16 protein-coding genes are annotated in these 12,904 nt (G+C 66.5%); 12 read left to right on the forward strand and 4 right to left on the reverse strand.

Features of this window, described 5'->3' with window-relative positions; genetic code table 11:
* Positions 1-164 precede the first annotated feature (164 nt).
* The 7 genes from ftsZ (at position 165) to H977_RS0116005 (ending at position 5,501) form a co-directional block, all read left to right on the forward strand.
* Positions 165-1,325, forward strand: coding sequence for a cell division protein FtsZ (gene ftsZ / locus H977_RS0115975; protein ID WP_029108793.1), 1,161 nt, complete (start codon positions 165-167; stop codon positions 1,323-1,325).
* A 34-nt stretch (positions 1,326-1,359) separates the two neighbouring features.
* Entirely contained in the window at positions 1,360-2,070 is a 711-nt protein-coding gene (pgeF, locus tag H977_RS0115980; RefSeq protein WP_196808255.1) for a peptidoglycan editing factor PgeF, read from the forward strand.
* Between the two features lie 33 nt (positions 2,071-2,103).
* A complete protein-coding gene (locus H977_RS0115985; RefSeq protein ID WP_029108795.1) occupies positions 2,104-2,937 on the forward strand; it encodes a YggS family pyridoxal phosphate-dependent enzyme in 834 nt (277 codons plus the stop codon).
* Positions 2,934-3,572 carry a cell division protein SepF gene (locus tag H977_RS0115990; protein WP_029108796.1) on the forward strand — a complete coding sequence of 213 codons (639 nt, stop codon included), beginning with the start codon at positions 2,934-2,936 and terminating at the stop codon, positions 3,570-3,572. Before H977_RS0115985 ends, H977_RS0115990 begins: the two co-directional genes overlap by 4 nt.
* Before the next feature lie 175 nt (positions 3,573-3,747).
* The gene (locus H977_RS0115995) at positions 3,748-4,038 is read left to right on the forward strand and encodes a YggT family protein (RefSeq protein WP_029108797.1); all 291 of its coding nucleotides are present in this window, start codon (positions 3,748-3,750) and stop codon (positions 4,036-4,038) included.
* A gap of 207 nt (positions 4,039-4,245) precedes the next feature.
* A complete protein-coding gene (gene wag31, locus H977_RS0116000; RefSeq protein WP_029108798.1) occupies positions 4,246-5,061 on the forward strand; it encodes a DivIVA-like cell division protein Wag31 in 816 nt (271 codons plus the stop codon).
* A gap of 71 nt (positions 5,062-5,132) precedes the next feature.
* Positions 5,133-5,501, forward strand: coding sequence for a hypothetical protein (locus tag H977_RS0116005; RefSeq protein ID WP_029108799.1), 369 nt, complete (start codon positions 5,133-5,135; stop codon positions 5,499-5,501).
* On the opposite strand, the gene H977_RS0116010 is transcribed toward H977_RS0116005, so the two are convergent.
* Genes H977_RS0116010 through H977_RS0116025 form a run of 4 tightly spaced genes read right to left on the reverse strand, consistent with a single transcriptional unit; the run spans position 5,498 to position 9,301 of the window.
* Entirely contained in the window at positions 5,498-6,178 is a 681-nt protein-coding gene (locus H977_RS0116010) for a phosphoribosyltransferase (RefSeq protein ID WP_029108800.1), read from the reverse strand. The two genes, H977_RS0116005 and H977_RS0116010, sit on opposite strands and share 4 nt — an antisense overlap.
* A 43-nt stretch (positions 6,179-6,221) precedes the next feature.
* Positions 6,222-6,944 (reverse strand): type 1 glutamine amidotransferase, encoded by a 723-nt coding sequence (locus H977_RS0116015; protein WP_029108801.1) that lies wholly within the window; start codon positions 6,942-6,944, stop codon positions 6,222-6,224.
* Between the two features lie 58 nt (positions 6,945-7,002).
* Entirely contained in the window at positions 7,003-7,686 is a 684-nt protein-coding gene (locus tag H977_RS0116020) for a response regulator (protein ID WP_029108802.1), read from the reverse strand.
* Entirely contained in the window at positions 7,679-9,301 is a 1,623-nt protein-coding gene (locus tag H977_RS0116025) for a sensor histidine kinase (RefSeq protein WP_051288888.1), read from the reverse strand. Before H977_RS0116025 ends, H977_RS0116020 begins: the two co-directional genes overlap by 8 nt.
* Before the next feature lie 67 nt (positions 9,302-9,368).
* Here H977_RS0116025 and H977_RS0116030 point away from each other — a divergent pair, with 67 nt between their 5' ends.
* The 5 genes from H977_RS0116030 to H977_RS0116050 are packed head-to-tail and all read left to right on the forward strand — an operon-like array spanning position 9,369 to position 12,890.
* The gene (locus H977_RS0116030) at positions 9,369-10,352 is read left to right on the forward strand and encodes a Bug family tripartite tricarboxylate transporter substrate binding protein (RefSeq protein WP_029108804.1); all 984 of its coding nucleotides are present in this window, start codon (positions 9,369-9,371) and stop codon (positions 10,350-10,352) included.
* Positions 10,349-10,834: a tripartite tricarboxylate transporter TctB family protein gene (locus H977_RS0116035; RefSeq protein WP_196808256.1), complete on the forward strand. Its 486-nt coding sequence runs from the start codon at positions 10,349-10,351 to the stop codon at positions 10,832-10,834. The genes H977_RS0116030 and H977_RS0116035 overlap by 4 nt, the downstream gene beginning before the upstream one ends.
* Positions 10,835-12,376, forward strand: coding sequence for a tripartite tricarboxylate transporter permease (locus H977_RS0116040; RefSeq protein ID WP_029108806.1), 1,542 nt, complete (start codon positions 10,835-10,837; stop codon positions 12,374-12,376).
* Positions 12,373-12,498 carry a hypothetical protein gene (locus H977_RS36060; protein ID WP_286162645.1) on the forward strand — a complete coding sequence of 42 codons (126 nt, stop codon included), beginning with the start codon at positions 12,373-12,375 and terminating at the stop codon, positions 12,496-12,498. Before H977_RS0116040 ends, H977_RS36060 begins: the two co-directional genes overlap by 4 nt.
* Positions 12,498-12,890, forward strand: coding sequence for a universal stress protein (locus H977_RS0116050; protein WP_029108807.1), 393 nt, complete (start codon positions 12,498-12,500; stop codon positions 12,888-12,890). Before H977_RS36060 ends, H977_RS0116050 begins: the two co-directional genes overlap by 1 nt.
* The last annotated feature ends 14 nt before the right edge of the window (positions 12,891-12,904 follow it).

Below are 12,904 nucleotides of genomic sequence, written 5' to 3' on the forward strand. Positions count from 1 at the left end.
CGCGCGGCGCGTCGGCGCGCCTGACGCGATCACCGCCGTCGGCCCCCTACCGTTCTGTTTGCGCGGAACTACTTGACATAACTCTAAGCCTATGGTTGAGGTTGAGGGTTTGCAGGAGCAGAGTTCGGCGGCCATGAACACCCGACCTGGGAGGAAGACGATCCATGACCCCCCCGCATAACTACCTCGCGGTAATCAAGGTGGTTGGTATCGGCGGCGGCGGTGTCAACGCCGTCAACCGGATGATCGAACAGGGCCTCAAAGGCGTCGAGTTCATCGCCATCAATACCGACGCACAGGCACTGCTGATGAGCGACGCCGATGTCAAGCTCGACGTCGGCCGCGATTCCACCCGCGGACTCGGCGCCGGCGCCGATCCCGACGTCGGCCGCAAGGCTGCCGAGGACGCCAAGGACGACATCGAGGAGCTGCTACGCGGCGCCGACATGGTTTTCGTCACCGCAGGCGAGGGTGGCGGCACCGGAACCGGTGGCGCACCCGTCGTCGCATCGATCGCACGCAAGCTGGGCGCGCTCACCGTCGGTGTCGTGACGCGGCCGTTCTCGTTCGAGGGCAAGCGGCGAAGCAACCAGGCCGAGAACGGGATTCAGTCGTTGCGCGAGAGCTGCGACACCCTCATCGTCATCCCCAACGACAGGCTGCTCCAGATGGGGGATGCCGCGGTGTCGTTGATGGACGCGTTCCGCAGTGCCGACGAGGTGCTGCTCAACGGCGTTCAGGGCATCACCGACCTGATCACCACTCCTGGCCTGATCAACGTCGACTTCGCCGACGTCAAGGGCGTGATGAGCGGCGCGGGCACGGCGCTGATGGGTATCGGCTCGGCGCGGGGTGACGGTCGCGCGCTCAAGGCGGCCGAGATCGCGATCAACTCTCCGCTGCTGGAAGCGTCCATGGAAGGCGCGCAGGGCGTGCTGCTGTCGGTGGCCGGCGGTAGCGACCTGGGGCTGTTCGAGATCAACGAAGCTGCCTCGCTGGTGCAGGACGCGGCCCATCCCGAAGCCAACATCATCTTCGGCACGGTGATCGACGACTCGCTCGGCGACGAGGTTCGGGTCACGGTCATCGCGGCCGGCTTCGACAGCGCCGGGCCCAGCCGGAAGCCGGTGGTCAGTCCCAGCGCGGCCCAGACCCAGCCGATCGCCTCCGGGCGCGCGGGCAAGGTCACCACATCGCTGTTCGAGCCGACGGACGCGGTGAGCGTGCCGGCGCACACGAACGGTGCCACTGTGAGTGTCGGTGGAGACGGAGACGGCGGGATCGCCGACGACGATGTCGACGTGCCGCCCTTCATGCGGCACTGAGGCGGGCCCGGCGGCGGGTTCGGATACTGGAAACGTGAGTGTTCGTATTCGGCGGGTGACGACAACCCGTGCCGGCGGCGTCTCGGTACCGCCCTTCGATTCGTTCAATCTCGGCGACCATGTCGGCGACGATCCACGGGCGGTGGCCCAGAATCGCCGGAGACTGGCGTCCGCGGTCGGCGCCGATGCGCTGGTCTGGATGAATCAGGTACACAGCGATCATGTCGTCACCGTGGACGGCCCGCGCGACACCGCGGTGGATAATGCCGACGCATTGGTGACGACGACCCCAGGTTTGGCATTGGCGGTGGTGACCGCCGATTGTGTGCCGGTATTAATGGGCGATGCGCGCGCCGGGGTCGTCGCGGCCGTCCATGCCGGAAGGATCGGTGCTCAAAATGGCATCGTCGTCAGGACCCTGGAGACGATGCTGGCCGCCGGTGCGCACGTCGGCGATATTTCGGTGCTGCTCGGCCCGGCGGTCAGCGGGGCCAATTACGAGGTGCCCGAACAGATGGCGGCCGAAGTCGAGGACGCCCTGCCCGGGTCGCGCACCACAACCTCGCGCGGCACGCCGGGCTTGGACCTTCGAGCCGGGATCGCCGGGCAATTAAGGGCTTTGGGCGTCACCGCGATCGACGTGGATCCGCGGTGCACGGTCGCCGACCGGAGGTTGTTCAGTCATCGTCGGGAGGCTCCGACCGGACGTCTGGCCAGTGTGGTGTGGATGGAGAAATCGCGGTGACCGATGCCCGAACGAGCCTGGAGTGAGTGTGAGATGAGCACCGTGCAGCGCGGGCGTGACGCCGATCGGACGGCTGAGTTGACCGCCGCGCTGGGTGCGGCGCGAGCGCGCCTGGCGCGTGCGGCGGAGTCGGTCGGGCGAAATGTCAATGAAATTGAATTACTTCCCATTACCAAATACTTTCCGGCCACCGATATCATTATTCTCAATAAATTGGGATGCCTTGCTTTTGGTGAATCCCGCGAACAAGAGGCGGCCGATAAAGTCGATTCTGTTCGCGCCGAATTACCGGACGTGCCGATTCGCTGGCACATGGTCGGGCGCATCCAGCGGAAGAAGGCGCGGGCCGTTGCGGGCTGGGCGCACACCGCGCATTCGGTCGACAGCGTGCGGCTGCTGACCGCGCTGGACCGGGCCACCGGCGAGGCCTTGGCGGCCGGCACGCGCTCACTGCCGCTGCGCGTCTACATCCAGATCAGTCTCGACGGGGATACCGAGCGCGGGGGAGTCGATGTAAATGCCCCCGATCTCGTCGACGAGATCTGTGCGTCAGCGAACGCCGCCGAGGCGTTGGAGTTCGTCGGTCTGATGGGAATCCCGCCGCTGGAATGGGATCCCGATGACGCGTTCGCGCGACTGGCCGCCGAGCGGGAGCGGGTGCAGCGCGACTACCAGCACCGGCTCGAACTGTCCGCGGGCATGTCCGGAGATCTCGAAAGCGCCGTCAAACACGGATCGACGTGTGTGCGTGTCGGTACCGCGTTGATGGGGCAACGCCCGCTAACGTCACCCGCAGTAGTCACTCCAGTCACATCTTCATCACAGACACCACCACCCCCACAGTCCGCAGAAGGGTCGCCGAGATGAGCACACTGCACAAGGTCAAGGCCTACTTCGGCATGGCGCCGATGGAGGACTACGACGACGAGTACTACGAGGACGACGACCGCGGAACTGCACGCAGCTACGCACGCCGTCCCCGTGACGAGCGCTTCGAGGAGGATGGCTACGGCTACGAGGCCCCCGAGTACGAGGAGGGTCCGGCCTATCGAGGCGGCTACCCGGGTGGTTTCGCCGACGAGCAGCGGTTCGATGCCCGGCTGCGCGGCCCTCGCGAATTCGACCGTCCCGCACCGCGTCTCGGTGGACTGGCCGGATCCACCCGTGGTGCGCTGGCGATGGATCCCCGCCGGATGGCCGAGTTGTTCGAGGCCGGCAGCCCGCTGGCGAAGATCACCACGCTGCGGCCCAAGGACTACAGCGAGGCACGCACCATCGGCGAGCGTTTCCGTGACGGCACCCCGGTGATCATGGACCTGGTCTCGATGGACAACGCCGACGCCAAGCGGCTGGTCGACTTCGCGGCCGGTCTGGCGTTCGCGCTCCGCGGCTCCTTCGACAAGGTGGCCACGAAGGTGTTCCTCTTGTCGCCCGCCGACGTGGATGTGAGCGCCGAGCAGCGGCGCCGGATCGCCGAAGCCGGCTTCTACGCCTATCAGTAGTGCGGCGACCTCTGTCGCAGCACGCCGCCGCCTCGCGTACCTGATGCCCAGATAGGGCCCGGTAGGCTGGCGGCGTCGCACTATCGGTTGACCACGTCATCTGTGTGAGATGTGTACGGCCTACGGCGACCTGTATCCAATGTCACACAACCTGTGCGTAGTGAGGTCGGCTCAGTTGTCGCTGTTCTTCGAAATTCTCGGTTTCGCGCTGTTCATCTTCTGGCTGCTGCTCATCGCGCGCGTCGTCGTCGAGTTCATCCGGTCCTTCAGCCGCGACTGGCACCCCAAGGGGCTGACGGTCGTGGTGCTGGAGGTCATCATGACCGTGACCGACCCGCCCGTGAAACTGCTGCGCCGGCTCATTCCCCAGCTCACGATAGGCGCCGTGCGCTTCGACCTGTCGATCATGGTGCTGCTGCTGGCGGCGTTCATCGGGATGCAGTTGGCGTTCAACGCGGCCATGTAGGCGGCTGGCCCAAGCCGGTGTTCTGAGTGCGATCTCACCGTTTGCCGAATGGTCCACAAATGCGTAAGAAGATTGAAATTCGTTCTTAAAAATAGGCCTCCACTGCAACCGCCGGGTCTGGTGTGACAGGATGGACTCCAGTTGCGTTCAAGCGAGGCTTTACACTTTGAGATCGATTGACGGTCCAAGACTTCAAGGGGGCAGACAATGCCGCTCACTCCGGCGGACGTCCATAACGTCGCGTTCAGCAAGCCGCCCATCGGCAAGCGTGGCTACAACGAGGACGAGGTCGATGCCTTTCTCGATCTGGTTGAGAACGAGCTGACTCGGCTCATCGAGGAAAACGCCGACCTCCGGCAGCGGGTGTCCGAGCTCGATCAGGAGCTGGCCTCGGCGCGGGCGGGCGGTGGCACTTCGTCCACCCAGTCCATCCCGCGCTACGAGGAGCCCGAGCCGACTCCTGCGCCCCAGCCGGTGTACGAGGCCCCGGCGCCGGCCGCCCCTGCCGCGCCACCCAGTGAGGACACTGCCGTACGCGCAGCCCGCGTGCTCAGCCTGGCGCAGGACACCGCGGACCGTCTGACCTCCACGGCCAAGGCCGAGTCGGACAAGCTGCTCTCGGACGCTCGTGCGCAGGCCGACGCCATGGTCAGTGACGCCCGCAAGACTGCCGAGACCACGGTTTCGGAGGCCCGCACCCGTGCCGACGCCATGCTGGCCGACGCGCAGACGCGCTCGGAGACCCAGCTGCGTCAGGCTCAGGAGAAGGCCGATGCCCTGCAGGCCGACGCCGAGCGGAAGCACTCGGAGATCATGGGCACGATCAACCAGCAGCGCACGGTCCTTGAGGGCCGCCTGGAGCAGCTGCGGACGTTCGAGCGGGAGTACCGGACGCGCCTGAAGACGTATCTGGAATCCCAGCTGGAAGAGCTGGGCCAGCGCGGTTCGGCCGCACCGGTGGATTCCAGTGCCAACAACGACTCGGCCGGCGGATTCAGCCAGTTCAACCGCGGCAACAACTGACCGGTAAGACGGACTTCCTCGCGCTGTCGTGAACCGGCCCGGTCGCGGGCCACCACACTTAGGGTTGAACGATGTTGATCATTGCGCTCGTGCTTGCCGTCATCGGCCTGGCCGCGCTGGTGACCGCCGTGGTCACCAGCAATGAGTTGATCGCCTGGGTCTGTATCGGTGCCAGCGTGATCGGCGTGCTGCTGCTGATCGTCGACGCGTTGCGCGAACGCTCGCGCGGAACGAAGACCGGTGACGACGAGGACGCCGCCTCGGTGGCCGACGCTGATGCCGGCGCCACCGAGACGACCGAGACCTTCGACGCGGTGGACGCGCCGGTGGACTATCCCGACGAAGTGGTCGCCGAGCCTGAATCAGATGTGGCCGTGGAGTCCGACGCCGCGGACGCGGACGTCGAGGCCGACGATTCAGCTGAGAAGCACAAGAACTAGCTTGCGCCCGGCTCCCTGGTGGGCTCGGCCAGCCGACGGCGAACCTCGTCGTCGCTGACTTGGTGGAAATCCGCGAACGCCTGACCCACGGCTTCGAACTGGGGCGGGGTGCTGGTGCAGACCACTTCATCGGCCTCTTCCGGCAGCTCGCCGGTCAGGTTGGGGGGACCGACCGGTACCGCCACCACGACCCGACGAGCCGCCCGCACGGCGCGAACCGCGGCCAGCATGCTGGCTCCGGTGGCGATACCGTCATCGACCAGGATCACCGTCCGGCCGGAAAGCTCGGGAGCGTCTCGTCCTCCCCGATACGCCTGTTCCCGGCGCTCGATCTCGGCGGTCTCACGCCGGATGGTCTCGGTGATGGTGTCTTCATCGATGCCGAGTCGGTCCACCAGGCTGTCGTTGATCACCAGACCACCGCCGGAGGCAACGGCCCCCATGGCGAGCTCGGGCCACTGGGGTACGCCCAGCTTGCGGACGACGAAGACGTCCAGCGGCGCGTGCAGGTGGGAAGCGACTTCCCAGGCGATCGGCACTCCGCCCCTGGCCAGGCCCATGACCAGCACGTCGGGTCGATCTCGGTAGGGCGCCAGCTGTTCGGCCAGGACCCGGCCCGCTTCGTGACGGTCCTGGTAGATGCGATCCCTGCTCGCTCGCAGACTCCAGGCGTTCATGAAATGTCACCGGCACTCGACAATTCCGCCGGTAGATGCCAGCCTACGTCGATAGCCGCGCCCGGACCACCCGGTTCAGGAAGCCGCGGACCAGGATGCGCAGTCTTGCCGCCGCATCTTCGGTGAATTCCTTTGTTTCTGAGCGTAATTCGTGGTGGGTACTGCCGATCTCGGTCACCGAGCCGTCTCGGTCGTGGGCCAGCCAGACCTCCAGCAGCTCCGAATCCAGTTCGGGGTGAAACTGCAGGGCCAGAGCGGTGCCAAGGACGAATGCCTGTGACGCGCCAGGGGTGCGAGCGATCTCGGTGGCCCCCGGCGGCAGCGTCCAGCGGTCGAAATGCCATTGGAACCATCGGCCGGCCGGAACCAGCCCCTCGTCGTCGGAGGCCACGTCGTACCAGCCCACCTCGGGTGCGGGCGATCTGCTGACCGATCCGCCGAGGGCCTGTGCGATCAGCTGTCCGCCGAAGCACACTCCGAGCACGCCGACGCCGGACTCCACGGCGCGGCGCACCATCGCCATCTCGGCCCCCACCCAGCTGTTGACCAGGGCTTCGTCGTACACCGCCCACCGGGCGCCCAGCGGAACGATGACGTCATAGTCGGTCGGGTCGGGGAAGGTCACGTCGCCGGCGGGTTCGTTTTCACGCTCGGGCGCCACGACGTCGAAGGCGTCGATGTCGAATCCGCATTCGGTGAAGACGTCGGCCAGCATGGCCTCGGTGGCCGTGCTGTCGTTACGCAAAAAGAGAACCTTCGGTGTCACACCGTCATTATTTCGGTACCCGCCGGCCGGCGGCATTTCAGGTCCACTTTTTGGACCTTCAGCTGCCTCGGACATCACCGGCTGGGACGGCTCGCCTGGCCCGGTAGCGCCGCGCGGGCCGGCCCGCGCCGTACTGCAACCGCAGCTCGAGCGCTCCGGTGCTGAGGTAGTACTCCAGGTAGCGCCGTGCACTGACCCGTGAAATACCCACCAGCTCAGCACATTCGGCGGCAGACACCTCGCCCGCGGTGCGAACGGCGTCCATCACGAGTCGGCCTGTTTCAGGGCCCAGCCCCTTGGGAAGAGCGGCAGGGGAGCCGCCGAACAAGGCGTCGATGGTCGATTGGTCCGCGCCGCCCTCGGCCGCCAGCGCCTGGGCACGTGCGGCGAAGGCCACCAGTTTCGCCTGCAGTTGATCGAAGTCGAACGGTTTGATCAGGTAGTCGGCCGCACCGCCGTCCAGCGCGCCGCGTACCGTGTCGAGTTCGCGGGCGGCGGTGACCATGATGACGCCGACCAGGTTGCCTTCGGTGCGCAGCCGCCGCAGCACCTCCAACCCGGTCATGTCCGGCAGGTAGACGTCGAGCAGGATCAGGTCGGGGCGAAGTTCGGCGGCGGCCGAGAGGGCGTCGGTCCCGTTGCGCGCCACTGACACGACGCGGTAGCCGTCGACGCGCTCGACGAAGCGGCGATGGATCTCGGCCACCATGAAGTCGTCGTCGACGACCAGGACGTCACGCATGGAGCCGCACCACGAACAGGGCGCCGCCCTCGGGCGCGTCGGTGACTTCCACGTCTCCGCCGTGCTGGGCGGTCACCAGGCGCACCAGGGCCAAGCCGATGCCCCTGCCGCCGGGCACCTCGGCCTTGGAGGTGACGCCACGGGAGAAGATCGATTCCCGAAGGTGTTCGGGCACACCGGGTCCCGAATCCGATACGGCCAGCAGCAGCCCGGCCGAGTCATCGATACGCACATCCACCCGCGCGGCCACCGAGCCGACAGACACATCGACCGCGTTGTCGATCAGATTTCCCAGCAACGTGATCACGTCCGTTGCCAGAGCTGGGGCGAGTGCCCGGAGATGGCTGTCGCCGGTCAGGGCGAGAGTGACCCCGCTCTCGGCGGCCAGCGATGTCTTGGCGATCAGCAGCGCCGCCACTGCCGGGTCCGAAACATGTTGGGTGACAGCCTCGTTGATCTCGGCGCGGCGTCGGGTCAAGGTACCCACCACGTCGCGTACCGCGTCGTATTCTCCGAGCTGCACCAGCCCGGAGATGGTGTGCAGCTGATTGGAGAACTCGTGGGTCTGGGCCCGCAGCGTATCGGTGACGCTTCGGTGCGAGGACAGCTGCGCCTGCAGGGCGGCGAGTTCAGTGCTGTCGCGCATGGTGGTCACGGTACCGATGCGCTGCCCTTGACTACGAGCGGCGCGGCGGTTGAGTGCCAGCACCCGGGTACGGGTGGTGATCACCACGTCCGATTCATCGGCGTGAGTGCCGGTGCCGGACAACAGGAATTCGACGATCGCCGGGTCCAGGCCGACCTCGTCGGCGCGGCGCCCCACGGCATCTGCGCCGATGTCCAGCAGTTCGGATGCGCTGTCGTTGATCACCGTGATGACACCCTCGTTGTTCACCGCCACCACACCTTCACGGATGCTGTGCAGCAGCGCCTCCCGATGATCGGCCAGGCTGGCGATCTCGGCGATGTCCAGACCGCGAGTGTGCCGAGTGATGCGACGCGACAACAGCCACGACGCGAGCATCCCGAGCGCCGCACCCAGCCCGAGGTAGATCAGCAGCCGTTCGCCGGCCCCGCCCAGCAGCTGCCATACGGATGGGTAGCGCTCGCTGACCGAGGCGATCGCCAGCACCGCGCCGTCGGCCGCCAGGATGGGAACCTGGCCCACCAGTCGATGGGTGCCGTCGACGTGAGTGTCGCCGGACCAGGCACGGCCCTCGTCGGCGCGCGTGGTGCTCAGATCGAGTCGTTGCCCGACGCGGGCCGGATCGGACGACACCCGCACGATTCCGGCTGGATCGGCGATCTCGGCCAGTTCGGCACCCGACAGGGCCACCGCACGGTCGACCTCCGGTGCCAGCACCTGCGCGGCGAACGGGTCGTCGTACCGATCCCGGACGATGGGGGTGGAGGCCATGTTCTCGGCGACCGCGATCATCCTCTGCCCGCGCACATCCCGGAACTCCCGGTTGGACTGCGTCACCGACACCGCGGCCACCGCGATCAGCACCACCGCGACCACCAGCAACTGAAACGCCAGGAAGCGCCCGGCCAGGCTCCCGCCCCGCGACAACCGTGTGCGCGCGACTGGCGAACGCCCGACCGATGAACTCAACGAACAAAACTTCCTTTGCGTCCGAATGGGTGACCTGCGTCACGTCCGGGGTCCAGTATTGCTGAACATGAGGTTTCGACGTCTAGGTGCCGGGCTGATGGTGGCCGTGGTCGCGCTGATGCTGCTGACAGCGTGCGGGGTCACGCGAGGGGATGAGTCCCGCGGCCTGCACCGGCTGCGCATGATGGTGCCCAACAGCCCTGGCGGCGGCTACGACCTGACTGCGCGCACCGCGGTGAAGGTCATGGAGGACACCGACATCACCGGTCGTATCGAGGTGTTCAACGTCATCGGAGCAGGCGGCACCGTCGCGATGGCCCGGCTGATGAACGAAAAAGGCAACGACGACCTGATGATGATGATGGGGCTCGGCGTGGTGGGAGCCGTGTACACCAACGGTTCCTCGGCGCGGGCGTCCGACGCCACCGCGCTGGCCAAGATGGTGGAGGAGCAGGAAGGCATTCTGGTGCCGGGGGATTCGCCGTTCCGCACCATCGGCGATCTGGTCGCGGCCTGGAAGGCCGATCCGGCCAAGATCACCATCGGCGGAGGATCCTCACCGGGCGGGCCCGATCACCTGTTCCCGATGGAAACCGCACGCGCGGTCGGACTCGATCCGCGCAAGGTCAACTACATCACCTACGACGGCGGCGGAGATCTGCTGACAGCCCTGCTGGGCAAGAAGATCGCGGCGGGCACGACCGGGCTCGGCGAGTTCGTCGACCAGATCGAGGCCGGGCAGGTCCGGGTGCTGGCGGTGTCGGGAGCCAAGCGCGTCGAGGGCGTCGACGCGCCCACCCTGTCCGAGTCGGGAATCGACCTGACCTTCACCAACTGGCGCGGAATACTCGCGCCGCCAGGTATTTCCGGTGAGGCCAAGGACGCGATGGTACGGGCGCTGACAGATCTGCACGGCACCCAGCAGTGGCGTGACGCGCTGGTCAAGAACGGGTGGAGTGACGCGTTCAGCACCGGCGCGGAATTCGAGCAGTTCCTGCGTGATCAGGACAACCGCGTCTCGACGACGCTGAGCGAATTGGGGTTGTTGTGAAGGTCGACAAGGCCCAGTATCTCGTCTGCGCGGTCCTGCTGGCCGTGGGCGGATTCCTGATCTATGACGCGCTGACCCTGACGAGCGGGTTCGCCAAGGTGGATCCCGTTGGGCCGCGCGCCTTTCCACTGGGGATCGGGATCGTACTGATCGCGCTGGCGATCGTCCTGGCGCTCGCGATCCCGCGCGGATCGGTCGGTGAGGCGGATGCCGGCGAGGACGTCGATCCGAACATGCCGGGGGACTGGCGCACCGTAGGGCTGCTGGTCGGACTGTTCGTGTTGGTGATCGTGCTGGTCAAGCCGTTGGGCTGGGCCATCACCGGTGCACTGCTGTTCGCCGGGGCGGCAACGATTCTCGGTAATCGCCATTACATCCGCAACCTCGCGATCGGCACGGTGCTTTCGGTGGCGAGCTTCTATGCGTTCTATTCCGGGCTCGGAATCCCGCTGCCCGCAGGCATTCTGGACGGGATTCTGTAGATGGGTAACTTCGAGTGGTTGCTTCAGGGGTTCGCCGAGGCCGCGACCCCGATGAACCTGCTGTACGCGGTGATCGGGGTGCTGCTCGGCACCGCGGTGGGTGTGTTGCCGGGCATCGGTCCGGCCATGACCGTGGCCCTGCTGCTGCCGGTGACCTACAACGTCAGCCCCAGTGCCGCGTTCATCATGTTCGCCGGAATCTTCTACGGCGGGATGTACGGCGGGTCGACCACGTCGATCCTGCTGAACACCCCAGGGGAGTCCTCGTCGGTGATCACCGCGATCGAGGGCAACAAGATGGCCAAAGCCGGCCGGGCCGCGCAGGCCCTGGCCACCGCCGCGATCGGCTCGTTCGTCGCAGGCGCGATCGGCACCGCGCTGCTGGCTGCCTTCGCACCGCCGATCTCGCGGTTCGCGGTCACCCTGGGCGCACCGTCCTACCTCGCGGTCATGCTTTTCGCGTTGGTCGCGGTCACCGCGGTGCTCGGCTCATCCAAGCTGCGCGGGGCGATCTCGCTGTTCCTCGGCCTGGCCATCGGGGTGGTCGGCATCGATTTCCTGACCGGCCAGCCACGTGCCACCTTCGGCCTGCCGCAACTGTCAGACGGCATCGACATCGTGGTGATCGCGGTGGCGATCTTCGCGCTCGGCGAGGCACTGTGGGTGGCGGCGCACCTGCGTCGCCGGCCGGCCGACGTGATCCCGGTGGGACGGCCGTGGATGAGCCGCCAGGACTTCGCCCGGTCCTGGAAGCCCTGGCTGCGGGGTACCGCCTACGGGTTCCCGTTCGGCGCCCTGCCTGCCGGCGGCGCCGAGTTGCCGACGTTCCTGTCGTACATCACCGAGAAGCGACTCTCCAAACATCCCGAGGAGTTCGGCAAGGGCGCCATCGAAGGCGTCGCAGGGCCCGAAGCGGCCAACAACGCCTCGGCGGCGGGCACCCTCGTGCCGATGCTGTCGCTGGGCCTGCCCACCAACGCCACGGCGGCGGTGATGCTGACCGCGTTCGTGTCCTACGGGATTCAGCCGGGCCCAACCCTTTTCGAGAAGGAACCGCTGCTGATCTGGACGCTGATCGCCAGCCTGTTCATCGGCAACTTCCTGCTGCTGGTTCTCAACCTGCCGTTGGCGCCGCTGTGGGCCAGGCTGCTGCGCACCCCGCGGCCGTACCTCTACGCGGGCATCTTGTTCTTCGCCACGTTGGGGGCGCTGGCCGTCAACGTGCAACCGCTGGACCTGGTCCTGTTGCTCGTGTTCGGGCTGCTGGGGTTGATGATGCGCCGGTTCGGGCTGCCGGTGCTGCCGTTGATCATCGGGGTGATCCTCGGCCCACGCATCGAACGGCAACTGCGCCAGAGCCTGCAACTCGGGGGCGGAGACTGGACCAGCCTGTTCACCGAACCCGTCGCGATCGTCACCTATGTCCTCATGGCCATCCTGTTGTTGATGCCGTTGGTGCTCAAGCTGATGCACCGCAGCGAGGAATCGTTGTTGATCGTCGAGGATGACGCGGATCAGCAGCAGAAGGCGGGCCAACTGTGACCACCGACGAGCGCTTGCGCGAGGAGAAGACGATGAACGAGCGCTTGCGCGAGGAGAAGACGATGAACGAGCGCTCGCGCGAGGAGAAGACGATGAACGAGCGCTCGCGCGAGGAGAATTGATGATCGTCATCGGCTACACCGCGGATGCCTTCGGCGTCGCCGCCGTCGAGCACGGCATCGCAGAGGCGGCCCTGCGGGGGACCAGCCTGTTGGTGATCAACGCGACGTCCGGTGAGGCCTACGTGGATTCACGCTTCGCGCGCTCCAGACAACTCCACGATGTGGAGGAGCAGTTGCGTGAGAGTGGTGTGCCGTTCGAGTTGCGGCAGCCGGTGGGTGTCGACGCGGCCACCGAATTGCTCGATGCGATGGACGCGCCCGATGCCGAGTTGCTGGTGATCGGTATCCGGCACCGCAGCCCGGTGGGCAAGCTGCTGCTCGGCAGCGTGTCGCAGCAATTGCTGCTGGAGTGCCCGAAACCGGTCCTGGCGGTCAAACCAGGGTCCCATTAAAGCGCTCTGAACTG

It is taken from the genome of Mycobacterium sp. URHD0025 (assembly GCF_000426065.1).
Lineage (GTDB): Bacteria > Actinomycetota > Actinomycetes > Mycobacteriales > Mycobacteriaceae > Mycobacterium.